Source organism: Paractinoplanes bogorensis (assembly GCF_018829635.1).
Taxonomy (GTDB): Bacteria; Actinomycetota; Actinomycetes; order Mycobacteriales; family Micromonosporaceae; genus Actinoplanes; species Actinoplanes bogorensis.
Map to the genome: position 1 here is coordinate 15,920 of NZ_JAHKKG010000021.1, position 20,852 is coordinate 36,771.

The following is a 20,852-nucleotide window of genomic DNA, read 5'->3' on the forward strand; positions in this document are numbered from 1 at the left end:
GCGAAGCAGTCTCGGGGCATGACCACTGCTGTCCTGGAGCGGCCGCGCGCCGGCTCCACCCGCCACGGCCGGGGCTTCTGGCTGATCGCCGCCGTCTACCTGGTGGCGCTCGCCTTCTCCACCGTGCCGACCCCGCTCTACCCGCTCTACCAGCGCGCGGACGGCTTCTCCGCGTTCGTCGTCACGGTCGTCTTCGCGGTCTACGCGGTCGGCGTGATCACCAGCCTGCTGCTCGCCGGGCACATCTCGGACTGGACCGGGCGCCGTCGGGTGCTCTACGCCGCACTCGGTCTGGAGATCCTCGCCGGCGTGGTCTTCCTCACCTGGACCGCGTTGCCCGGCCTGATCGCCGCCCGGTTCCTCACCGGCCTGGGCGTCGGGATGCTGACCGCGACGGCCACCGCCTATCTGCTCGAGCTGCACAAGGCGCACCGTCCGGGGGCGGCCGGGACCCGCTTCGAGGTGGTGTCGTCGGCCGCCAACCTGGGCGGGCTCGGCGCCGGCACCCTGGTCGCCGGGGCGCTCGCGCAGTTCGTGACCGCTCCCCTCCGTACGCCGTACGTGGTCTTCCTGGTTCTGCTGGCCCTGAGCGTGATCGCCGTCGCCGCCGCGCCCGAGACGGTGGACACGCCCGCCGCCCGGCCGAAGTACCGGCCGCAGGGCGTGCGCATCGCCGGTGATCGTGGGGCGGTGGTCGTCGCCGCGCTCTCGTCGTTCGCCGCGTTCGCCGTGTTCGGGCTGTTCACCTCGCTCGCGCCCGGGTTCGTGGCCGGCGCCCTGCACCACCCGAGCCGCCTGCTGGCCGGCGTCGTCGTGTTCGTCGTGTTCGGCGCGGGCGCGGCCGGTCAGGCGCTGAGCCGCCGGTTCACGACCGGGCTGATCACCCAGGCCACCGGCCTGGTCGTGCTCGCCCTCGGCATGGCCACCACGTCGCTCGCCGGTTTCCTGGCCGGCGGGATGATCGCCGGAGCCGGAGCGGGCATCCTGTTCAAGTCGGCCGTGAGCACGGTCGCGGGCGGCGCACCGGCCGCCCGCCGCGGCGAGAGCCTGGCCGGACTGTTCCTGATCGCCTACTCCGGGCTGGTCGTGCCGGTGCTCGGCCTCGGGCTGGCCGGCCGCTACGTGGCCTCGACCACCTCGATGCTCTGGTTCGCCGGCCTGTTGCTGGCGCTGCTCTCCGGCACGGCCACCCTAAGCTGGCGGCGTGGCCGATGACCCCCTCGAACTGGAGCGCCAGGTGTGCTTCGCCCTGTCGGTGGCCTCGCGCAGCGTGGTCGGGCTCTACCGCCCGCTGCTCGAGCCGATGGGCCTGACCCACCCGCAATACCTGGTGATGCTCGCGCTCTGGCAGCAGGCTCCGCTCTCGGTGCGCGAGCTCAGCGACCGCCTCCGGCTCGACCCGGGCACCCTGTCACCGCTGCTGAAGCGGCTCGAGGCGATCGGCTACGTGGACCGGCAGCGCGACCCGGCCGACGAGCGCAGCCTGGCCGTGACCCTGACCGCCTCCGGTCGGGCGCTGCGGGCCGAGGCCGAGAAGATCCCGCCCGCGATCGTGGCCCGATTGGGCATGCCTATCGAGGAGTTGGAGTCGTTGCACGCGGCACTCACTCGGGTGATTGCGGCCACCGACTGATCGATTCCGGAATACGGTGGGAAGTGACCGGGGGCGGAAATTCCCGGTAGCTGAAATTGTTCCACCGGAACATCGACTGGCCGAAATGCGCAACGCTCATCCGAAAGGCGCAGACGACCCGATCGGCTATTGGCAAGGAACGGCAGGTCGATGGGCCGGACGCCCCTGATGCATACCCGCGTCCGGTGTGGATCATGGATATGGTGTGACACGCCGTGCGTTGACGTGCAAGTTGCACGACTCATAGTGTCGAGGCTGTAACACGGGGTATCCGTCCCGGCGTTACGAGTGCCAGCACGATCTTCATCGGCCGAGGAGAGCCTTCCCATGAGTGTCACGATCGGCATCAACGGATTCGGGCGGATCGGCCGAAGTCTCGCACGGATAGTCGCGGCGTCGCATGATCCGGGAATAACCATTGCCGCGGTAAACGACCTTGCCTCGACCGAGAAAATGGCCTACGGGCTGCGCCGGGACAGCATTCGTGGTTCATTTCCGGGCACCGTCACGGCCCGCGCCGACCACCTTGTCGTGAATGACCATGCGATCCGCACGTTCCACCATGAACGCCCGGAACGCATTCCCTGGGCCGACGCCGGGGTCGACGTCGTCATCGAGGCCACCGGGCGGTTCCGGGCCGGCTCGACGGCCCGCACCCACATCACCCACGGCGGTGCCCGCAAGGTCGTGATCAGCGCCTCGGCCGACGACCCGGACGCCTTCCTGATGTACGGCGCCAACCACCACACGTACGACCCGGCGAACCACGACGTGGTCTCCCCCGGTTCGTGCGGCGTGAACGCGCTGACCGTGATGGCCAAGGTGCTGCTCGACCGGTTCGGGCTGCGGGCCGTGAACACCTCGGTCGTGCTGGCCACCCAGGGCTGGCAGAAGCCGCAGGACACGTTCAGCGGCACCTCGCGCGACGACCCGCGCCTGGGCCGGGCCACCGCCGAGAGCATCATCCCGCACAACTACGTGGTCGGTGACCTGGTGCGGGTGGCGCTGCCCGAGATCGGCGAGATGCGCTACAGCTACTACTGCGTGCCGACGCCGATCGGCTCGCTGGCCGAACTCTCCGGGCAGACGAACCGGCCGGTCAGCGTCGAGGAGGTCAACCGGGCCATGGCCGAGGCCGCGGCCGGGCCGCTGCGGCGGGTGCTGGCCTACGACCCCGACCCCACGGTGTCGATCGACGTGAAGAACAACCCGGCGTCCTGCCTGTTCGACCCGTCCGGCACCCAGACCACGGCCGACGGCGGGGTCAAGGTGCGCGGCTGGTTCGACAACGAGTGGGGCTTCTCCAACCGATTACTCGACATCGCCCGGCTCGTAGGTGAGCGCACTCCCGTGACATCGCGACAGGTGTCCTGGAGCATCGCCTAAGGTTTCCGGGTGACATCGGTTCAGATCGACGACGTACGGGCGGCGGCCTCCCGCATCGCCGGACGCGTCCGCCGCACCCCGGTGATGCGGGCCGACGACGGAGTCTGGTTCAAGCTCGAACACACCCAGCACGCCGGTTCGTTCAAGACCCGCGGCATGGTCAACCAGATCCTCGCCGCCGCGTCGATCCCCTCGGCCGGCATCGTCGCCGCCTCGGGCGGGAACGCCGGGCTGGCCGCGGCCTATGCGGCGCGCGAACTGGGCGTGCCGGCCGAGGTCTTCGTGCCGGTGACCGCGCCCGCGGTCAAGGTGGCCAAGCTCGGCAAGCTGGGTGCCCGGGTGGTCCAGGTCGGCAACGAGTACGCCGAGGCCTACGCGGCCGCGGTGGTGCACGCCTCGTCGACCGGCGCGCTGTTCTGCCACGCGTACGACGACCCGGCCATGGTGGCCGGCAACGGGACCCTCGGGCTGGAACTGCTCGAGCAGATCCCCGACGGCTTCGACACCGTGCTGGTCGCGGTGGGCGGTGGCGGGCTGATCGCCGGGGTGATCGCCGCCCTGCACCCGTTCGTCCGGGTCGTGGCGGTCGAGCCGGTCACGGCGTCCGCCCTGCACTCGGCCCTGGAGGCGGGCGGCCCGGTCGACGTGCCGGTGTCCGGGGTGGCGGCCGACTCGCTCGGCGCCCGGCAGGCCGGCCGGATCGCGTACGACCTGGCCGTGGCCGCCGAGACGCCGTCGGTGCTGGTCGACGACAAGGCGATCGTCGACGCGCGGCGCCGCCTGTGGGACGACTACCGGCTGGCGGTCGAGCACGGGACGGCGGCCGCGTACGCCGCGCTGACCTCCGGGGCCTACGCGCCGGCCGACGGCGAGCGGGTCGTCGTGCTGCTCTGCGGCGCCAACACCGACCCGTCCGACCTGGCCTAGTCCGTACGGCCGTAGGTGAACAGGTTGACCAGGGTGCCGTCGGGATCGCGGAACAGCAGCGAGCGGTTGCCCCACGGCATCGTGGTCGGCTCCTGCACGAGATCGTCCAGGTGGTCGCGCAGACGGGCGAACTCGGCGTCCACGTCGTCGACCTGGAACTCGACGATCGCGGTCCGGTTGGCCGCCGCCTCGGCGACTCCCGCGCCGAACAGCGCGACCGTGGCCGTGCCGCCGATCGCCAGGGTCGCGCCCGGCGTGACGATCTCGGCGAAGACCGGGGTGGCGCGCTTGGCGGTCAGGCCGGTGACCAGCTCGTAGAAGGCGGCCAGACGGTCGACGTCGGCGGTGATGATGCGTACGGATGCGAGATTCATGCCCCCGACGCTAGGCCGGATACCGGACAGGTTCCGCCCGGTATTCTGACCCTCATGAGCCGGCCGACCGCGAGGGTGCTCGCCCTGCTCGAGATCCTGCAGGGCGGCGGCACCCACACGGCGGGTGATTTGTCGGTACGCCTCGGCGTGGACGAGCGGACCGTACGCCGTTACGCCGATCATCTGCTCGACCTCGAGATCCCGATCGAGTCGGTGCGCGGGCGATACGGCGGCTACCGGCTGGCCCCCGGCTTCCGCCTGCCCCCGCTGATGCTGACCGACGATGAGGCGCTGGCGATCCTCCTCGGGCTGCACACGGGCCGGTCGGCCCAGGCCGCCGACAGCGCCGCGGCCAAGGTGCGGCGGGTTCTCCCGCGCGGGTTGGGGGCTCGTCTCGACGCGCTCTTCGAGACGGCCGACCTGTCCGCGCCCGGTCCGGCCGAGGCCACCACCCTGCTGCGGCTGGCCACCGCCGCCCGCGATCGGCAACCCGTCTTGATCAGTTACACGTCCCGCGACGACCGACGCAGCGAGCGCACCCTCCACCCGTACGGCATCGTCGCCCATCACGGCCGCTGGTATGTGACCGGCGCCGACTCGGCCTCGGGTGAGGTGCGCACCTTCCGCCTCGATCGCATCGCCTGGGTGCGCCCCACCACCGGCACGTTCGAGGTGCCGTCCGATTTCGATCCGACGGCCACGGTCCTGACCGGCTTGGCCTCCGCGCCGTGGCGGCACGAGGTCGTTTTCCGCGTACGCGGTGGGACCGCTCGCCTGCCCCGATCGGTGGCCGCCGTCGCCCCGCCCGACGCCGACGGCTGGTCGACCGTACGCATGCGCGCCGAACGTCTCGACTGGTTGCCCCCGATGCTGGCCGGGCTGGGCGTCCCGTTCGTCATCGAGAAGCCGGCCGAGCTGCGCACCCTGACCCGCGAGTGGGCCGAGCAGATCGCCGCTTACGCCGCTTAGTCCAGGCCGGCTGCTCCGGCTGCGTCGCGGCGTTTGTCAGGCCGGCTGCTCCTGCAGCGTCGCGGCCAGGCCCTCCAGCTCGGGGAGCTGCTCGGCCCGGGCCAGCGATTCGGCCAGCACCCGGTCGTGGATCGGGCGGGCCTCGGTGAGCAGCGCCAGGCCCGCCGCGGTGAGCTCGGTGTAGATGCCACGCCGGTCGTCGACGCAGAGGAACCGGCCGAGCAGGCCCCGATTTTCCAACCGGGTCACCAGGCGTGTGGTCGCGCTGCTGGAGAGCGCGGCGGCGCGGGCGAGCTGCTGCATGCGCATGCGGTGCTCGCCCTGGCGGCTCAGCGCGTCGAGCACGGTGAATTCGACGACGGACCTGTTCGCGGGCAACATCGCCGGCGGCTGGGCCGCCGACCGGAACCTCCCCCGCACCCTGATCGTCACGCTGACCGCGCTCACCGCGGTGCTCGCCCTGTTCGCCCTGACCGCGAGCAATCAGATCGCCGCCGTCGCCGGCCTGCTCCTGATGGGCGGCATCGGGTTCGGCACCGTGCCCGCCCTGCAGATGCGCGTGCTGAGCCAGGCCGAGCAGGCTCCGACCCTGGCTTCCGGGGCCAACATCGGCGCCTTCAACCTGGGTAACAGCCTGGGCGCCGCGCTCGGTGGGCTGACCATCGACGCCGGCCTCGGCTACACGTCACCGCTGTGGGTGGCGGCGGCGGTCACCGCCGGGGCGCTGCTGGTCTACCTGACGGCGACGCGGCTGCCCGGCGGCGAGTTCGCGGCACGGCCGCCGACGCCCGCCCTGTCCAGCCGCTGACCGCCGCGCTCTCGCGTCGCCGATCCGCCGCAGTGCCCCAGCCGCTGACCGACACGCTCTCGCGTCGCCGATCCGCCGCGCTCTTGCGCCGTCTATCCGCCGCGCTCTCGCGCCGTCTGTCGCGCGCCGAGGTACCGCGGCGGATGACTGCGGCCCGGTCGGTCAGGCCGCGCTGCTCCACGATGGTCAACTGGAGGGCGAGCGGCGGCACGCGCACCTCGTGACCGCGCCAGTTGACCGTCTCCAGGTGGGCGCCGGCGTACGACCCGGACTCGATCGGCTCGGGCGCGGTGGCCTCGGCCGTCCATTCGAAGAGTGCGCCGTGGAAGGCCCGCCCGGTCCAGCGAGCCACCCAGTCGAGTGGACCGGTGACCGGCTCGACCAGCAGATCGTCGAAGATCCGGGCGGCGTGGTGCGACCGGGTCGCTCGTCGTCACCACGAAGATGGCGATGTCACCGTCCACGCGCAGCGTCGTCTCCAGGTCGGGGATCAAGCCACTCTCCGCACGCGTGGGTCGCGACCGAAACCCCACGCACGGCGGCCGGCAACGCGAGCAGGATTTCGGACTAAAGCGACACGGCCGAAATGTCGGGTTTGCCGAGAGCGGAGCCCGATACTCTCCCGATGACCGCAGCCGTGCACCCGCCGCCGACCCCGACCAAGGCGACCTGGACCGACGCGGACTACCCGATCATGGCGTGGCACGACTGCCGCATCCACGGGATCAGCCTGGCCGGCCACGACGAGCTCCTTTCCGTACGGCTGATGATCGACCTCGACTACATCGTGCGGTGGGTCGACCCGGTCGCGCCGGAACAGCACCTCACCTTCTGGATCGCGCCGGCCACGCTCGTGTTCGAGAACGCGTGGGGGGTGTGCGGCGAGTTCGGGCCGGTGTTCGAGCAGCTCGAGATCGCCGACATCCACCGCCTCGACCCGACCGACGACCACCCGTCCCCGTCGTGGCACGTCGAGGGCGAGAACTTCGGCTTCCATCTGCGCGCGACCGGGTTCCGCCAATATCTGCGGCGCGCTCCACAACTCGTACACCGGAAGGTTTTGACCTCGGCCGAACGCGGTGGGGTCAGCTTTGCCGAGGAGTCGTTCGGGTAAGCCCGAAATGGCGGATCGCCAGCTCGGCGACCTCGTCGGGCGACCGATTCGTATTGTCCACGCGCAGGTGGTCGTCGCGCCCCTCGAACTCGTTCGTCGAATTGAGCTGATAGGTCTCGTCGTCGCGGATCAGCCGGGCCCGGGAACCGGCGAGGTCGCGTTTGGAGGCCTTTTCGGCCAGCCGGTCCTCGCCCACGTTGCGTTCCAGGCGGGCCTGCTGCGACGCCTCGAGCTCCAGGTAGAGCACCCGGCGGCCGCGCCTTTCAAACGGTTTCCCGTACGCATCCACGACCGCGGCGTCACCCGGATGGCCAAAGGCCCACACGAATGTGAACACGAGACCCGGAAGGTCACTGGCGGCCACTTCCTCGAGCACGCTCATGCGGAAGCCGTCCACGATCCGCTGAAATGGTGGCGTGCCGAACTCGAAGAACCGCAGAGCCGGCTCGATCGCCAGGTGATTGTGGAACACGCGGAACCCGGTGCGGGCCGCGATCGCATTGCCCACCGTCATCTTGCCCACGGCGGGCGGCCCGATCACGAACAACAGAGTCATGGCTCGCTTTTTCATCAGGTCAGGTCAGGGCTCGGTAGAGCAGGAGCAGGCCGATCGCGGTGCCGAACGTGACGATCACGGCGCGCAGCACGCCGGCGGGCAGCCGCTGGGCCAGTTTGGCGCCCGCGTAACCGCCGACGATGGTAGCCGGGGCCAGCACGAGGACGGCGGCCCAGTCGACCGGGGCGAAGAACGCGAAGACCAGCACGGTGATCAGGCCGACCGAGGCCGAGAGGACGTTCTTGAGGGCGTTGATGCGGTTCAGGGGTTCGTCGAGGATCAGGGCGAGAGACGCCACGTACATGACGCCCAGGGCCGCTCCGAAGTAGCCGCCGTAGACCGCGCCGACAAAGACGACCACCTGCAACGTGATCGCTGCACGCCGCTCGGACATGGCCCGCGGATGCCCGACCAGCCCGCGCAGCCGCTGCTGAAACGCGAGCGTCGCCGCGGCACCGAGCACCAGGAACGGCACGATCAGTTCGAAGGCGCTCTCCGGCGTCACCAGCAACAGCACACACCCGGCGGCCGACCCGGCCACACACGTCGGCAGGACCCGCACGAGGCGACCGCGCTGCCCCGCCAGGTCGGCACGGCTGCCGACGACGCTGGAGACGTACCCCGGAAAGACCGAGACAGAGTTGGTGACGTTGGCCGCCACCGAGGGCAGCCCCGTGGCGATCAGGCTCGGAAAGGTGATCAGCGATCCGCCGCCGGCGATCGCGTTGACCGTGCCCGCCGCGAGCCCGGCGACAACCAGTAGGAGCACGTGTGGGAGATCCATGGCAGGCTCGAATCTACGGCCTCGTACACTGGCGGGGCGACGGACGAGTCGGCCAGGCGGTCGCGTCGGCACCCTCCGGGGTGTCGCCGAGGAACGTCCGGACTCCGCAGAGCAGGGTGGTTGTTAACGGCAACCCGGGGCGACCCGCGGGACAGTGCCACAGAGAACAGACCGCCGGCCCCTCGTGGGCCGGTAAGGGTGAAACGGTGAGGTAAGAGCTCACCAGCACCCCGGGTGACCGGGGTGGCTAGGTAAACCCCACCCGGAGCAAGGCCAAGAAAGGCCACGGCCGCAAGGCGGTGGCCGGCGCAGGCGTTCGAGGGCTGCTCGCCCGAGCCTGCGGGTAGGCTGCACGAGCCGAGCCGGCAACGGCCGGCCTAGATGGATGACCGCCCAGGGCGACGCAGGTCGCCCGGACAGAATCCGGCGTACAGGCCAACTCGTCCGTCGCTTCCAAGATTGGCGCCGAGCCGATGATATCGTGATATCATCGGCGGCTCGGAGGTGCTCATGCCTAACATCCTGATCCGCGATCTGAGCCAGGAAGCCATCGACCGCATCGATGCCTCGGCCGCCAATCTCGGACTTTCTCGTAACGAGTATCTGCGCCGCAAGTTCGAGGAGGGCCCACAGCCGACCGGTGAACGAATGGTCACCGACGAGGACTGGCAGCGATCCGCCGACGCCTTCGCCGATCTGACGGACCCCGCGGTGATGGGCGACGCATGGCGGTGACGAGCTGGCTGATCGACAAGTCCGCCTACGTGCGGCTGCAACTCGGCCAAGCGGCAAACCGCGGTGAATGGAGCGCGCGGATCAGTCGCGGACTCGTCCGGCTGTCCACGATCACCCGGCTCGAGCTGGGCTATTCGGCCCGCTCCGGCGACACCGGACGCCGTCAGTTCGCTCTGCCTCCCCTGTCCTTGATGCCGATCGAGCATCTGACACCGGCCATCGAGGACAGAGCCTTCGAGGTGCAGATGCTCATGGCCGACCGCGGCCAGCATCGCGCACCATCCATTCCCGACCTGCTGATCGCGGCAACCGCCGAGAAGACCGGGCTGACCGTCCTGGCAGTCGACAAGGATTTCGACCTCATCGCCTCGATCACCGGCCAGCCCGTCGAGACTCTCGCGAGCTGACTGCCGGCCTGGGCCGCTCCTCCGCCTGCGCGCTTGCCGGGCCCTCGCGGACCAACGCAACTTTCCTGGCCTAGATGGCCGGCGCCGGCGATGAGTAGCTTCGGCAACCGCCCGATCGGGGTGTTTACATTTCCTCCGGAAAGCGTCAGTTGCTGACTAGCAAGCGTTGACGGGCCGGCCCGCCGGTCAGCCCGGGAGGGCCGGCCGCTCCACCTTTCGACCGATGCGGGCCGACAGGGCGGGCCGATCCGGGCCGGACACACCGTCGGGCCCGGGGGCGGCGCGGCTGCCCGGGCCGATTCCGCTCAGAATCATGGTGCTCAGATAGGCGAAGGCGGCCGCCATCAGCGGGCCAACGATCTCGGGAGCGAGCAGGCTCGACTTGGGGTTGCTCCGGTAGAGGAACGCGATTCCCGCTGTCACCAGGACCAGGGGGATGAGCTGGAGAAGGCCGCCGCCGAGGCGAAGCCGTCGCCGCGGCACCTCACGCGGGCTCGATGTCTGCTCGGGAGCGCCGGTCACGTCGATCGACTCCCATGCACCCAGCTCGCCCCGGGCCGCCGAGATCAGCAACTTGGAAACGCTCTCCCGCAATTGTTCGTAATCGCCGGCCCGTGGGAGCAGGCAGCGGTGGGCAAGCACTCGCACATGGTCGGCCACTCCGGACAACTGCTGACGAACGGAGGTCTGCAGCGCCGTCCCCTCACCGAGACCGAACCATCTCGGAAGACGATCCTCCATGCAGGACGCGACGTGATTCAGGGTGCTGCCGGCCCGTATCGAGTGCCCCGCCAAGTCACCCCGAGCCCCTTGACCGTTGGACGCTTTCTCGGCTTGATCCAACCGATGAAGGACCGATGCGAGGCTCTGCACTATCTCCTGATCGGTGTACCTGGACCAGGTATGGCGATAGGTGAGAGCGATCACGACGCGAGACACCTGGGTCACCATGGCTACCAGAAGGAGGAGCGTGAACGAGAAGAACGCTCCCACAAAGATGGCTTCGCTCCAGAACGAGCCGATCCGGTAGAGGTCAAGCAAACCGTAACCGGAGGCGACCAGGATCAACGTTCCGATACCGTTCCGCCAGCTCCGTGCGGTGATGAGTCTACTTTCACTGATCAGGAGCAGAAGGAGGAAGGTCCCGAACGCGCTGGCCAGCGCGACCACCAGGTAGAGGGCTCCCAGACCCAGCCGAGACCACGAGAATTCCTGGACGACATGGACCGTGGCGGCAACAAGGCAGCCGGCGAAGGTTCCGCCGGCAACCCAGCTGAGGACGCTGTCGCTGTACTCCGAGTCGACCAGCACGTAATCCCAGACCTGGTACGAATTTATGTCGACAACCGCCCTTTTCGCGGCCTCCTCGGCGGCCCCTCCCCCGTTGAATTGGCGGATCGCCCCGACCGCCTGCGCGTATTCGGCATCGACGGTCTCGCGGAGAAGGCGCGTGTAAACCTTGCGCGCGCCCAGTATCGCCGCCGCGGATCGGGCCTTCCGGGCCGCGTCGAGCACGTCGTCATCGATCCTGGGCGGCTGCGTTTCGGCCGCCGCGGACTCATCGTTTTCCATGCGCTCTCACCCCGGTCGATCTCCCGGCGTTCCGGTCGTTCTGACGTCTCTCGGCTTAGCCGGAGCCGGGGCTTGACCACAAGCGGGATTGTTACTGTGCACTCCCGTCTGTCCGGAACAGGACCGTCAGCCCTTGAGGCCGGTGTGGGCCAGGCCCTCGATGAACTGGCGCTGGGCGATCACGAAGACGATCAGGACGGGGATGGCGGTCATGGACGCCGCCGACAGTTGGACGTTCCAGAGTTGGCCCTGGTAGGCGTCGGTGAACTGGGTCAAGGCCTGCGGCAACGTGTATTTCGTCCGGGTCGAGATGTAGACGACTGGTTCCAGGTAGAGGTTCCAGCTGTGCAGGAACGTGAAGATGGCTACCGCTCCCAGTGCGGGGCGGGCCAGTGGCAGGGCGATTTTGCGGAAGATGGCGGGGCGGCCCAGGCCGTCCATGCGGGCCGCCTCCTCCAACTCGCCGGGGAGCGTGATGAAGAACTGGCGCATGATGAACGTGGCCAGGACGCTCGGCGGGCCCAGCATCGGCACCAGGATCAGCGGCCAGTGGGTGTCGACCAGGCCCAGGCTGTTGAAGATGCGGAACAGCGGGACGATCGTCACCTCACTCGGGATGAGCAGGCCGACCAGGACGACCAGGAACAGGAAGTTCTGGCCGCGGAAACGGATGCGCGCGAAGGCGTAGCCGGCCATCGACGAGACGACCAGGGTGCCCAGCGTGACGACCACGGCGATGTAGGCGCTGTTCCAGTACTGCTGGGCGAACGGCTGCATCTCGAAGACCTGGCGCCAGGGCTCGAACGTCCACGTGGAGGGCCACAGGGACGGCGAGAAGATGTCGGCGTTCGGTTTGAAGGAACTCGTGATCATCCACCAGGTGGGGAACACGAATGGTACGCAGAGGACGAGCAGGATCCCGTACAGGAAAAGCTTGGTCCTAGTTCTCATGGAAGACCCACCTCTTGCGCATCTGCCATTGCAGGACGGTCAGGGCCAGCACGATCAGGAACAGCAGGATCGACAGGGTCGAGCCGTAACCGAAGGCGTGGAACTGGAACGCCTGCTGATACAGGTAATAGACGAGCACCGTGGTCGACGTGCCGGGGCCGCCCTGGGTCAGGACGCTGATCTGGGCGAAGACCTGCAGCGAACCGACGACCGTGATGATGGACGTGAGCAGAATGGTGGGGCTGATCATCGGCAGCGTGATGCTGCGGAAGACCCGCCACGGAGAGGCGCCGTCAACTCGGGCTGCCTCTTGCAGAGAGACGGGAACACCCTGCAGCGCGGCCAGGAAAAGCACCATGTTCAGGCCGACGTTCTTGAAGACCTGGACGATGACGACCGAGATCATCGCCGTTCCGCCGGAGCGCAGCCAGTTCGGGCCGTCGATTCCGATGGCGTTCAGAATGCCGTTCAGGCCGCCGTTGTCCTGCAGCAGGAAACCCCACACGATCGTCCAGGCCAGCAACGAGACGACGACCGGCGAGAAGAACAGCACCCGGAAGAACGTGGTGCCGCGTAGTTTCTGGTTCAGCAGCACGGCCAGCAGCAGGGCCAGGGCCAGATTGAAGACGACCAGGCCGATCGAGAAGAACGCGGTCGCGCGCAGAACGGCGGGCACGTTCGGGTCATCGGCCAGCTTGCGGTAATTGTCGGCGCCGACGAAATTGAACGTGTCGGCCAGCACGTTCCATTCGTGCAGGCTGTACCAGACGACCAGGGCCAGCGGCAGGAACACGAACGCGAGCGAGCCGAGCAGGGCCGGCGTGATGAAGACATACCCGGTCAGTTGATCGCGCCGCCGCGTGGTCCAGAAGCGGCGGCGCGTCAACGGGGTGCGAACGGTCATTTGGCGAGCAGCGGCGTGATGGCCGTGCACACGCCACTGAGCACCGCGGGAACGTCGGCGTCGGGCTTCCACAGCGGGTCCAGAGCCGCCCGTACGGCCTGATTGATCTCGGCACTGCCGGTGTGGCTCGGCTTGACCACGCCGTCGGCGATGCCGTCGATCACCACGTCCTGCAGCTGGTCGGGCTTGAGCAGCGGGTTCGCCTTGGCCAGCGTCTCGGCGTTGAGCTGGGACTTCCGGGGCGGCGGGAAGAACTGGGCCAGCTTCGCGCTGTTGGCCTCGTTGGTGAAGAACTTGACGAACTCGGCCGCGGCCGACGCGTTCTTACCCTTCTTGAGTACGCCGAGGCCGCCCTGCCCGATCACCGAGTAGTCACCGGCGGGACCGGCCGGCAGCGGCACCAGCGTCCAGCCGAAGCCGTCCTCCTTGAGCAGCGACGCCCGCGAGATCTGCGCGATCGTCATGGCCGATTCGCCGGCGAAGAAGTCGGCGGAGACGCCGGGGGCGGGCAACGCCTTGTCGGTGAAGATCGCCTTGTGCAGGAAGGTCATCGCGTCGACCATCGGCTTCTGGTCGAAGCCGCAGGTCTTGCCGTCGGCCGACCACGCCTCGGCGCCCCAGCCGCGGAAGACCGAGGTCAGGTTGGTCCAGTCCTTGTAGTCGAAGTCGCGGACCACCAGGCCCTGTTTGCCGGTCTTCTTCGCCGCGGCCGACGCCGCCGCGATGGCGTTCTCCCAGGTCCACTGGGCCGGGAGCGTCTTGACCATGTCGGTGTTGACGAAAACCCCGAACGGCGACGTCGAGAACGGGTAGGCCATCAGTTTGCCGTCGGACTTCCACAGGGCGGTCGCGGCCGGGACGAGGTCGGCGGCGTTCTCGATGCTGTCATCCAGGGGCGCCAATGCCCCCGAGGCCACGAAATCGGGCGCCGACCCCTCGAGAATCCACGCGATGTCGGGCGCGTTCCCGCCGGCGATCTGCGTGGTGACCGTGGTCGTGTAGTTCTCGAACGGCAGCGCGTCGAACTTCACGGTCACGTCGGGATGGGTCGTCTTGTATTCGGCCGCGATCGAGTCGAACAGTTTGACGTGGGCCTCGTTGGCCGACCAGGTCGTCATGCGCAGCGTGATCGGGCCGTCCGACCCGGCGTCATCGCCGCCACCGCACGCGGTGAGCGAGCCGAACAGGGCAACGGTGGCTATTCCGGCGAGAAGGCGTCGCATAGAAGGTGCTCCTTTCTGCATGAGAATCAGTAACCGCTGATGTCGGGCCAGCGCAGCTCGACACCGTCGGTGATCAGGTGGGCTTGGAATTCGGCGAGCAGATCGGGGGTGTTGCGTACGGCCCGGGGTGTCACCGACCGGTCGAGGCAGAACGCGGCCAGCGCGCCCGCCACCTCACCGGTGTTCCACTCGACCGGGTGCAGCCGATAGGAGCCGTTGGTGATGTGGGTGGTGCCGAGGTTCTTGCCGGCCGGCAGCAGATTTTCCAGGCGCTGCGGAATCAGGGCGCCGAGCGGGATCTCGAACGGGCAACTGGCCACGTCGATGTAATTGTCGCCACCGGTCGAGGGGTGCAGATCGATGCGATACATACCGACACCCACTGCGTCCCCGTATGCGACAGCGCCTTTGTCACCGCGTACGGAAAGGGAAAGATCTTGCTCGACAACCGTGTACTCGGCCCGGATGCGACGGCCTTCCCGCACGTACGGGGCCATCGCGAGCCCGTCCGCACTTCCGGTGACGTCGCCACGCAGTCGCAGACTCGGCCAGCCCGTACCCCCGTCCGGGCGCGGCGCCTCGGTCTGCAGCCAGTAGAGCACCGAGAAGGACAGCTCCCGGGCGTTGGCCTCGACGATCAAGGGATCAGGACCGTCCACGTACGGCTGCTCGAAGTAGTCGATCATCGGCCAGTTCACCAGGCAGATGTCGCTGGGGTAGAACCCGTCGGTGAAGTTGCGGCGGGCGGCGATGCGCCGGAACGTCCACAGGTTGCCGTCGCCCGGGTTGACCCGCTGGTCGGCGTCGACGAGCCACGGGTCGTCGTCCGGGTTGGGGGTGAACGAGCGGGTCGAGAGCTGCAGCGTACGGGGGTTGGGTGTCTGCCACGACAGCATGCGCGCGCCCCAGAACGGGGGCTGGTAGTCGCGCCAGAACCCGTACGAGGACGGCTTGTCGATGGTGTGATCGCCGTCGACGTGATCCACGGCGAAGCACACCGAAAGCGCCTGCATGTTGGCCGGGTCGCCGATCTCGGGGGCGCTGGGCTCGCCGGTCTCGGCCTGGGACTCAGCCCCGGTCACGTATTCGGCGCCGGTCATCGGCAGCAGGTCGCCGGTCTCGGTCGCGTCGAGGATGTACGGCGCGGTCAGCACGTGATCGTCGCCGTGGTGGCGGACGGTGACGGCGGTGACCCGGTCACCGTCCGTCTCGGCGGACACCGGCACAGCAGGTTGCAGGACGGTCAGCCGGCCCGACCCCCGGTACGGCGCGAGCATCGCCTCGAGCACGGCCACGGCGACCCGCGGCTCGTGACAGAGACGGCTCACATGGCCGGCCCCGGGGTTGAGATCGCGGGTGCGGCGGGCCCGGTCGGTGAGCGGATAGTTCGCGCGGTAGTACTCCCGGATGCCGTCGCGCAGGGCCCGGTAGCTGGCCGTGACGCCGAACCGCTCGACCCAGCTGTGCTCGTCCGGCGGCACGGCCTGGCTGGTCAACTGGCCGCCGAGCCAGGCGAACTGCTCGGTCAGGATCACCGAGCGACCGGCTCGGAGGGCGGCCAGCGCGGCCGCCACTCCCCCGAGGCCGCCGCCGATCACGACGACGTCGGCGTGCATCTCAGACATGGGCCACCGCCAGCGTCGCGCCGGCGACCGGCTCGCAGGGCAGGATGCGCTGGGTCTCGCCGCCGGTCCCGTCCAGGATCGCGGAGAGTACCTCCACCGCCTGCCAGCCCATCTCCCGTCGCGGAATGCGATAGCCGGTGAAGTCGAGATCCGTGCTGGCCGGCCGGGTGGGATCACCCAGAGCCACAAAGGACAGGTCTTCCGGTACGCGTAGTCCCCGCCGGGCGGCCTCGTCGGCGAGCACGGCCCCGTCCGCGAACTCCTCGACGAAGATCGCCGTGCAGTGCGCCGCCAGGGCCTGGTCCAGTGGTGATTCGTCGGTTTTGAAGTGCAAGCCGGTGATGCCAGCCTCCTGGGTTGCGGTGGTGAAGCCGTGGAAACGGTCGGCGTGCGACTCCGGGCCGGCACCCTGCCCGACGTAGGCGATCCGTCGATGGCCGAGCTCGGCTGCACGCCGTACCTGGGAAGCAGTTGCCTTGGGGTAGTCGGCGCCCACGTAGGGAACCGGACCGCCGGCGTCGTCGCGACGGCCGACGCTGACGAACGGCTGCCCCTCCGCGATCAGCCGGGCCAGGTCGGCCGGGTCGAGCCGGCGACCGAGCAGGACGCAGCCGTCGGCCAGGCGCAGGCGGTTGTCCTGCGAGAAGATCCGGCGGCGGCCGTCGATGACCGGCGCGCTGGTGAACAACAGCAGATCGCAGCCGATGCTCTCGGCGCACTCCTCGATGCCGACCAGGAACGGGTGGTAGAAGTCGCCCAGCCCGGCCGGGAACACCGGCTCGTAGGTGAAGACGCCGAGGAAACGGTTGCGCTGGGCGGCCAGGCGGCGGGCGATCGGGTCGGCCACATAGCCCGTACGCCGGATGGCCGCGAGCACGCGTTCCCGGGTTTCCGGCGCGATCCGGACGGCGGCGTCGTCGCGCTCGTTGAGCACGATCGACACGGTCGTCTGGCTGACGCCGGTCATCCGGGCGATGTCCTGCTGCGTCACCCGCCGGCTGCTCGATGGCACGTCGGTGTCTCCTCTGTTACGCCGCTAATACGCATTAACAAACGTGGACCGATCGTCGGGCCTGTCGATGGGGCGCGTCAAGGAATCCCCTGCACTAATACCTATTAGCGGGTTGACCGGGGTTGTTAACGGTGGTGAAACTTCTGGGCATCCCCCGCTTCTTCGTCGGCTTGGAGGCCTTCCCCATGGATCGACGCTCACTGATTCGCGGCGCTGCCGGTATAGCCGGAATCGCCGGACTTGGCGCTTTCCCGGACGCGGCTCGCGCGGCCGGACCGGCCGGCATGCCCACCTACACGTATCTGCGTGACGCGCTCAAGATGCCGCTGCGCTACAACCCGACCGGGGAGTTCATCTTCCCGTGCATCCGGGGCGTCTACGACAAGGTCAGCGGCGCCCGCAGCCGCTACTACCTGTACTACGCGCCGCACGAGAAGCCGGGCGGCATCTGCGTCGCCGGGGCCGACTCGCTCAACGGGCCGTTCTCGGAATACTCGAACAACCCGGTGATCGACAACGTGCTGCCCAGCACGACCGTCTCGCACGTGTCATCCCCACACGTGACCTGGGACGCGGCCACCAGACAGTTCTTCCTCTACTTCCACGGCGAGAACACCACGACCCGCGTGGCCCGGTCGTCCGACGGTCTCTCGTTCCGCGACGAAACCCCCATTTTGAGTACGAACCTCGTCTCCGGGCTCACCGAGACGTCGTACGCGCGGGTCTTCGAACACTCGATTCCCGGCAAGGGCAACAAGTACACGATGGTCTACATGGGAGTGCTCGGCGGGAAGCGCTACATCTACCACGGCTGGTCGCCCAACGGCTGGAGCGGCTGGCAGTTCGCACAGACACCGCTCGTACGCCCGCAAGGCGACGGGCTCACCGACATCTCGGGGCCGTCGCTGGTGTTCCGCAACAACACGGTCTACGTGGCCTACCACGGCAACGACGGCAAGATGCGGATCACCGAGGTCGGGCCGTCGTTCGACCGCGAGAACCACCTGGGCGTCTTCTACTCCCCTGCCGCTTCGGACAACGGCCGGGCGGCGGCGCCCTCCTTCGGCACCGACGGCGGGACGCAGTACATGTTCTACGAGGCCGGTCCGCGGTTGAGTGCCCGCATCTGCATCGCGCGAGCCGCCTGACGGGCCTACCTTTGGTTGATGGGTGCTGTCACGTATCCACAGATCCTGGCCCGGGCAGCAGTGCGGGCGGGCTTGACCGGCGCTTGGGTGGCGGCCGGTGAGCTCGCCCCCGCGCGGCGCCGAGCCGTACGGGCCGGCATGATCGCGGCGCGGGCCGTTGCCAGCTTCGAGCGCGGCGCCTTCGAGCGCGGCGCCTTCGAGCGTGACGCTTCCGAACGCGGCACTTCTGAACACGGCGCCTTTGAGCGCGGCGCTTCTGAACACGGCGCCTTCGATCGCGGCACCTCTGAACACGGCGCCTTCGACGGTGCTCGACGACCGACGGGTGAGCCGCCGTCGCTGGCATTCGGCGCCGCCGCTGCAACATTGGTGGTCACGTCCATCGTCATCCAGCGCCGCTTGGAGAAACGCTGGCTGGCTCGTCTGGCGGCCCAGGGTCACCCTCATCCCGTGCGCGGTCTCGCGTGGCGCGTAACCATGATCGATTTTGCCGGAAGTGTGGCCGCGCAACTGCTCGCCCGGAGCCGGGCGCGCTGATCTTGTTGCCAGGCGGGGCTACCGTCGATCCATGGCTTCATACCCGCGCGCCCTCGCGATGGCGGCTCTGCAGGCAACCCTGAGCGGCACCTGGATCGCCGCCGGCGACCTCTCACCGGCCCGGCGCCGGCTGACGCGTGCGGGAGCGGTCGCGGTGATCGGAGCGATCGGATACGCGGTGTCGCCGTCGTCCTCATCGTCTTCGTCCGCGCCGGACGGTCCGGTCTCGTTGCGTCTCGTCGCGCCCGGGTCGGAGCATTCTCTCGGCATCGCCGCCCCGGATCCCACCTCCGGCGACCCGGCCGCACCCATCGACCCGGCGTCACCCGGCCACCCGGCATCCCCCAAAAGCCTTGCATCCCCCAGCGGCCCGGCATCGTCGGAACCCGACGGATCGTTCGACAAGCGCAAGGCTGTGCTGGCGGCGGGGGTCATGGGTCTGTCGGTGGCCGCGTTGGCCGGCCGTCGCGTGCTCGAGAAGCGCTGGCGGGCCCGCCTCGCCTCGGCCGGGCACGCGCACCCGACGCGGGCGCTGGCCGTCCGGATGGCCGGGGTCGAGTTCGCGGTCCAGTTGGCCCTGCAGTTGGCCGACATGCGCAAGGCAGACAAGGCACGCTGAGGGTGTGGGCGCACTGGCGGCATCCCTGGTCGTTCTCGCGGCGGCCCTGACGGTCGACGTCTGGGTCTATCGCGACGCCCAGACACGCCAATCGCGCGGCGACACCCCGACGGTGTCGCTCGGCTCGCTCCGGATCGAGACGCCGGCTGCCTGGTTCCTAGGGTGCCTCATTCTGTGGGTGGTGTTCGTGCCGCTCTACCTGACCGCGACCGGCCGCAACCCGTTCACCCGCTAAAGGGGACAGCCCCCATCGTCCGCTGACCGGCGCGCTCTCTCCCGCTGACTGGCGCGGCGCCTTCACCCACTGACCGGCGCGGCGCCGTCCCCAGTTTGCCGGCGCGGTGCTTTCTCCCCCTCACCGGCCCGGCGCTTTCTCCCGATTGCCGGCGCGGCGCCATTTCCCGCTGACCAGCCGACGCCTTTCTACCGGCGCCAGCCCCTCCAAAGCTGACCAGCCCGACGCCATCGCCCAATGACCGACGCGACCCCTCCAAAAGCTGATCGGCCCGACGCCATCGCACGATGACCGGCGCGACCCCTCCATCAGCTGACCGGGGCGACGCCTTCTCCCCATGACCGGCGTGGCGTCGCCGGTACTCTCGCTGGATGGATCTCGATCAACGACTGGTCGATGCGGCAGTTGATCAGATGAACCGCCGCTGGCCCGCCGAAGAATACGGCGGCGCGGCGGCCCTGTACCTCGAGGACGGTCAGATCCTGACCAGCGTCTGCCTCGACAACATCAACGCCGGCGTCACCCTGTGCCACGAGACCGGGGCGATCTGCCAGGCTTACACGCTCGACAAGCGGGTGACGGCCTCGGTCTGCGTGGGTCGTGAGGCCGGGACCGCTGAGATCTTCGTGCTGGCGCCGTGCGGCATCTGTCAGGAGCGGCTGGCCCTGTGGGGTCCCGGCGTGCAGGCCGCCGTCGCCGACCCGGGCGGCTGGCGCGCGCGGACCCTGCTGGAGCTCAACCCGTACTACTGGGCGACCCGTTTCGGCGACGGGGAAAACTGGCCCTCCACCACGGCTCACACATCCTGACCGGTGTCGTTCCAGGCCCAGCCACCCGCGATGGAGCCGACCTCGGCCATCGGGATGCGGGCGACCAGCACGATCACCCTCCGACCGCCGGCGCCTCGGCTGACGATCTCGAGAATTTCCTGCTCATCGGCGGTGGCGTCGGCCAGGATGTGGAACTCGGCGTTGCCGTTCTCCTCGTTGTAGGAGTCGGCCGCGAGCTCGAGCACCGCGCCCGACCTCAGCGTCACGACCCACTTGTTGGGCGGACCGGCGGCGAATTCCATGACCGGCAAACTACCAACGCCGTGACCTCCCGGCCACGCACGACCTCGTCGCACAGCGAGTCGCCGCGCTCAGTCGACCGTTGAGGCGCCCGGTCCCGGATCGAGGAGGCCGGAAAATGGCGGCTGCGGTCACGGTGTTCATCCGGCCCCGTGGTCGGCTGAAACGCTGTCAGCAACGGAAACCGGCCCGCAGTTCCTGTTTCCACCCGCTCGGCGGGGCCAGGCCCACCCCACTCAGCCGCGATCGCCGGCGTCCAGGTG

24 protein-coding genes, 1 other RNA gene and 1 pseudogene are annotated in these 20,852 nt (G+C 69.0%); 14 read left to right on the forward strand and 12 right to left on the reverse strand.

Annotated features, from left to right (window positions below; all coding sequences use genetic code 11):
• The first annotated feature begins 18 nt into the window (after positions 1–18).
• From KOI35_RS44300 to KOI35_RS44315, 4 genes are all read left to right on the forward strand, one after another.
• Positions 19–1,215, forward strand: a complete 1,197-nt coding sequence (locus KOI35_RS44300; RefSeq protein WP_215795781.1) for an MFS transporter — start codon at positions 19–21, stop codon at positions 1,213–1,215.
• The gene (locus KOI35_RS44305; protein WP_215795782.1) at positions 1,205–1,633 is read left to right on the forward strand and encodes a MarR family winged helix-turn-helix transcriptional regulator; all 429 of its coding nucleotides are present in this window, start codon (positions 1,205–1,207) and stop codon (positions 1,631–1,633) included. The genes KOI35_RS44300 and KOI35_RS44305 overlap by 11 nt, the downstream gene beginning before the upstream one ends.
• A 327-nt stretch (positions 1,634–1,960) precedes the next feature.
• Positions 1,961–3,019 carry a type I glyceraldehyde-3-phosphate dehydrogenase gene (locus tag KOI35_RS44310; protein ID WP_215795783.1) on the forward strand — a complete coding sequence of 353 codons (1,059 nt, stop codon included), beginning with the start codon at positions 1,961–1,963 and terminating at the stop codon, positions 3,017–3,019.
• A gap of 9 nt (positions 3,020–3,028) precedes the next feature.
• On the forward strand, positions 3,029–3,946 hold the full coding sequence (locus KOI35_RS44315) for a threonine/serine dehydratase (RefSeq protein WP_215795784.1): 918 nt from the start codon (positions 3,029–3,031) through the stop codon (positions 3,944–3,946).
• On the opposite strand, the gene KOI35_RS44320 is transcribed toward KOI35_RS44315, so the two are convergent.
• Positions 3,943–4,320 (reverse strand): VOC family protein, encoded by a 378-nt coding sequence (locus tag KOI35_RS44320; protein WP_215795785.1) that lies wholly within the window; start codon positions 4,318–4,320, stop codon positions 3,943–3,945. The genes KOI35_RS44315 and KOI35_RS44320 overlap by 4 nt on opposite strands.
• Positions 4,321–4,374: 54 nt before the next feature.
• On the opposite strand from KOI35_RS44320, the gene KOI35_RS44325 reads away from it, so the two are divergent.
• Positions 4,375–5,289 carry a helix-turn-helix transcriptional regulator gene (locus KOI35_RS44325; RefSeq protein ID WP_215795786.1) on the forward strand — a complete coding sequence of 305 codons (915 nt, stop codon included), beginning with the start codon at positions 4,375–4,377 and terminating at the stop codon, positions 5,287–5,289.
• A 36-nt stretch (positions 5,290–5,325) separates the two neighbouring features.
• Here KOI35_RS44325 and KOI35_RS44330 read toward each other — a convergent pair whose 3' ends face one another.
• Positions 5,326–5,634, reverse strand: a complete 309-nt coding sequence (locus KOI35_RS44330) for a MarR family transcriptional regulator (protein ID WP_308121434.1) — start codon at positions 5,632–5,634, stop codon at positions 5,326–5,328.
• Between the two features lies 1 nt (position 5,635).
• Between KOI35_RS44330 and KOI35_RS44335 the strand changes: the two genes are divergently transcribed.
• Together KOI35_RS44335 and KOI35_RS44340 are read left to right on the forward strand one after the other, a co-directional pair.
• Positions 5,636–6,097, forward strand: coding sequence for an MFS transporter (locus KOI35_RS44335; protein ID WP_308121435.1), 462 nt, complete (start codon positions 5,636–5,638; stop codon positions 6,095–6,097).
• A 625-nt stretch (positions 6,098–6,722) separates the two neighbouring features.
• Positions 6,723–7,211: a hypothetical protein gene (locus KOI35_RS44340; RefSeq protein ID WP_215795789.1), complete on the forward strand. Its 489-nt coding sequence runs from the start codon at positions 6,723–6,725 to the stop codon at positions 7,209–7,211.
• Here KOI35_RS44340 and KOI35_RS44345 read toward each other — a convergent pair.
• Entirely contained in the window at positions 7,183–7,767 is a 585-nt protein-coding gene (locus KOI35_RS44345) for an AAA family ATPase (RefSeq protein ID WP_215795790.1), read from the reverse strand. The genes KOI35_RS44340 and KOI35_RS44345 overlap by 29 nt on opposite strands.
• A gap of 19 nt (positions 7,768–7,786) precedes the next feature.
• Positions 7,787–8,551, reverse strand: coding sequence for a sulfite exporter TauE/SafE family protein (locus tag KOI35_RS44350; protein ID WP_215795791.1), 765 nt, complete (start codon positions 8,549–8,551; stop codon positions 7,787–7,789).
• Between the two features lie 44 nt (positions 8,552–8,595).
• Between KOI35_RS44350 and rnpB the strand changes: the two genes are divergently transcribed.
• The 3 genes from rnpB to KOI35_RS44365 all read left to right on the forward strand — a co-directional run bounded on the left by rnpB (position 8,596) and on the right by KOI35_RS44365 (position 9,693).
• Positions 8,596–8,998: RNase P RNA component class A (gene rnpB, locus KOI35_RS44355), an RNA gene on the forward strand.
• Between the two features lie 63 nt (positions 8,999–9,061).
• The gene (gene vapB, locus KOI35_RS44360; protein WP_215795792.1) at positions 9,062–9,286 is read left to right on the forward strand and encodes a type II toxin-antitoxin system VapB family antitoxin; all 225 of its coding nucleotides are present in this window, start codon (positions 9,062–9,064) and stop codon (positions 9,284–9,286) included.
• The gene (locus tag KOI35_RS44365) at positions 9,277–9,693 is read left to right on the forward strand and encodes a PIN domain nuclease (RefSeq protein ID WP_215795793.1); all 417 of its coding nucleotides are present in this window, start codon (positions 9,277–9,279) and stop codon (positions 9,691–9,693) included. The genes vapB and KOI35_RS44365 overlap by 10 nt, the downstream gene beginning before the upstream one ends.
• Positions 9,694–9,879: 186 nt before the next feature.
• Here the strand turns inward: KOI35_RS44365 and KOI35_RS44370 are convergent, their stop codons facing one another.
• From KOI35_RS44370 to KOI35_RS44395, 6 genes are all read right to left on the reverse strand, one after another.
• The gene (locus KOI35_RS44370) at positions 9,880–11,265 is read right to left on the reverse strand and encodes a hypothetical protein (RefSeq protein WP_215795794.1); all 1,386 of its coding nucleotides are present in this window, start codon (positions 11,263–11,265) and stop codon (positions 9,880–9,882) included.
• 126 nt (positions 11,266–11,391) lie between these two features.
• Positions 11,392–12,216 (reverse strand): carbohydrate ABC transporter permease, encoded by an 825-nt coding sequence (locus tag KOI35_RS44375; RefSeq protein WP_215795795.1) that lies wholly within the window; start codon positions 12,214–12,216, stop codon positions 11,392–11,394.
• Positions 12,206–13,120 carry a carbohydrate ABC transporter permease gene (locus KOI35_RS44380; protein WP_215795796.1) on the reverse strand — a complete coding sequence of 305 codons (915 nt, stop codon included), beginning with the start codon at positions 13,118–13,120 and terminating at the stop codon, positions 12,206–12,208. The genes KOI35_RS44375 and KOI35_RS44380 overlap by 11 nt, the downstream gene beginning before the upstream one ends.
• The gene (locus KOI35_RS44385) at positions 13,117–14,343 is read right to left on the reverse strand and encodes an ABC transporter substrate-binding protein (RefSeq protein WP_215795797.1); all 1,227 of its coding nucleotides are present in this window, start codon (positions 14,341–14,343) and stop codon (positions 13,117–13,119) included. The genes KOI35_RS44380 and KOI35_RS44385 overlap by 4 nt, the downstream gene beginning before the upstream one ends.
• Before the next feature lie 26 nt (positions 14,344–14,369).
• The gene (locus tag KOI35_RS44390; RefSeq protein WP_215795798.1) at positions 14,370–15,968 is read right to left on the reverse strand and encodes an FAD-dependent oxidoreductase; all 1,599 of its coding nucleotides are present in this window, start codon (positions 15,966–15,968) and stop codon (positions 14,370–14,372) included.
• Positions 15,961–16,980, reverse strand: a complete 1,020-nt coding sequence (locus KOI35_RS44395) for a LacI family DNA-binding transcriptional regulator (protein ID WP_308121436.1) — start codon at positions 16,978–16,980, stop codon at positions 15,961–15,963. Before KOI35_RS44395 ends, KOI35_RS44390 begins: the two co-directional genes overlap by 8 nt.
• A 131-nt stretch (positions 16,981–17,111) precedes the next feature.
• Between KOI35_RS44395 and KOI35_RS44400 the strand changes: the two genes are divergently transcribed.
• Positions 17,112–18,128 carry a glycoside hydrolase family protein gene (locus KOI35_RS44400; protein WP_308121437.1) on the forward strand — a complete coding sequence of 339 codons (1,017 nt, stop codon included), beginning with the start codon at positions 17,112–17,114 and terminating at the stop codon, positions 18,126–18,128.
• Between the two features lie 243 nt (positions 18,129–18,371).
• On the opposite strand, the pseudogene KOI35_RS49270 reads toward KOI35_RS44400, so the two are convergent.
• Positions 18,372–18,575: pseudogene (locus KOI35_RS49270) on the reverse strand (hypothetical protein); the annotation flags it as partial.
• 121 nt (positions 18,576–18,696) lie between these two features.
• Between KOI35_RS49270 and KOI35_RS44410 the strand changes: the two are divergent.
• The 3 genes from KOI35_RS44410 to KOI35_RS44420 all read left to right on the forward strand — a co-directional run bounded on the left by KOI35_RS44410 (position 18,697) and on the right by KOI35_RS44420 (position 20,328).
• A complete protein-coding gene (locus tag KOI35_RS44410; RefSeq protein WP_215795800.1) occupies positions 18,697–19,284 on the forward strand; it encodes a hypothetical protein in 588 nt (195 codons plus the stop codon).
• 4 nt (positions 19,285–19,288) lie between these two features.
• A complete protein-coding gene (locus KOI35_RS44415; protein ID WP_215795801.1) occupies positions 19,289–19,519 on the forward strand; it encodes a hypothetical protein in 231 nt (76 codons plus the stop codon).
• 371 nt (positions 19,520–19,890) lie between these two features.
• Entirely contained in the window at positions 19,891–20,328 is a 438-nt protein-coding gene (locus KOI35_RS44420; RefSeq protein ID WP_215795802.1) for a cytidine deaminase, read from the forward strand.
• Here KOI35_RS44420 and KOI35_RS44425 read toward each other — a convergent pair.
• Entirely contained in the window at positions 20,316–20,591 is a 276-nt protein-coding gene (locus tag KOI35_RS44425; RefSeq protein WP_215795803.1) for a hypothetical protein, read from the reverse strand. The genes KOI35_RS44420 and KOI35_RS44425 overlap by 13 nt on opposite strands.
• Positions 20,592–20,852: the final 261 nt, after the last annotated feature.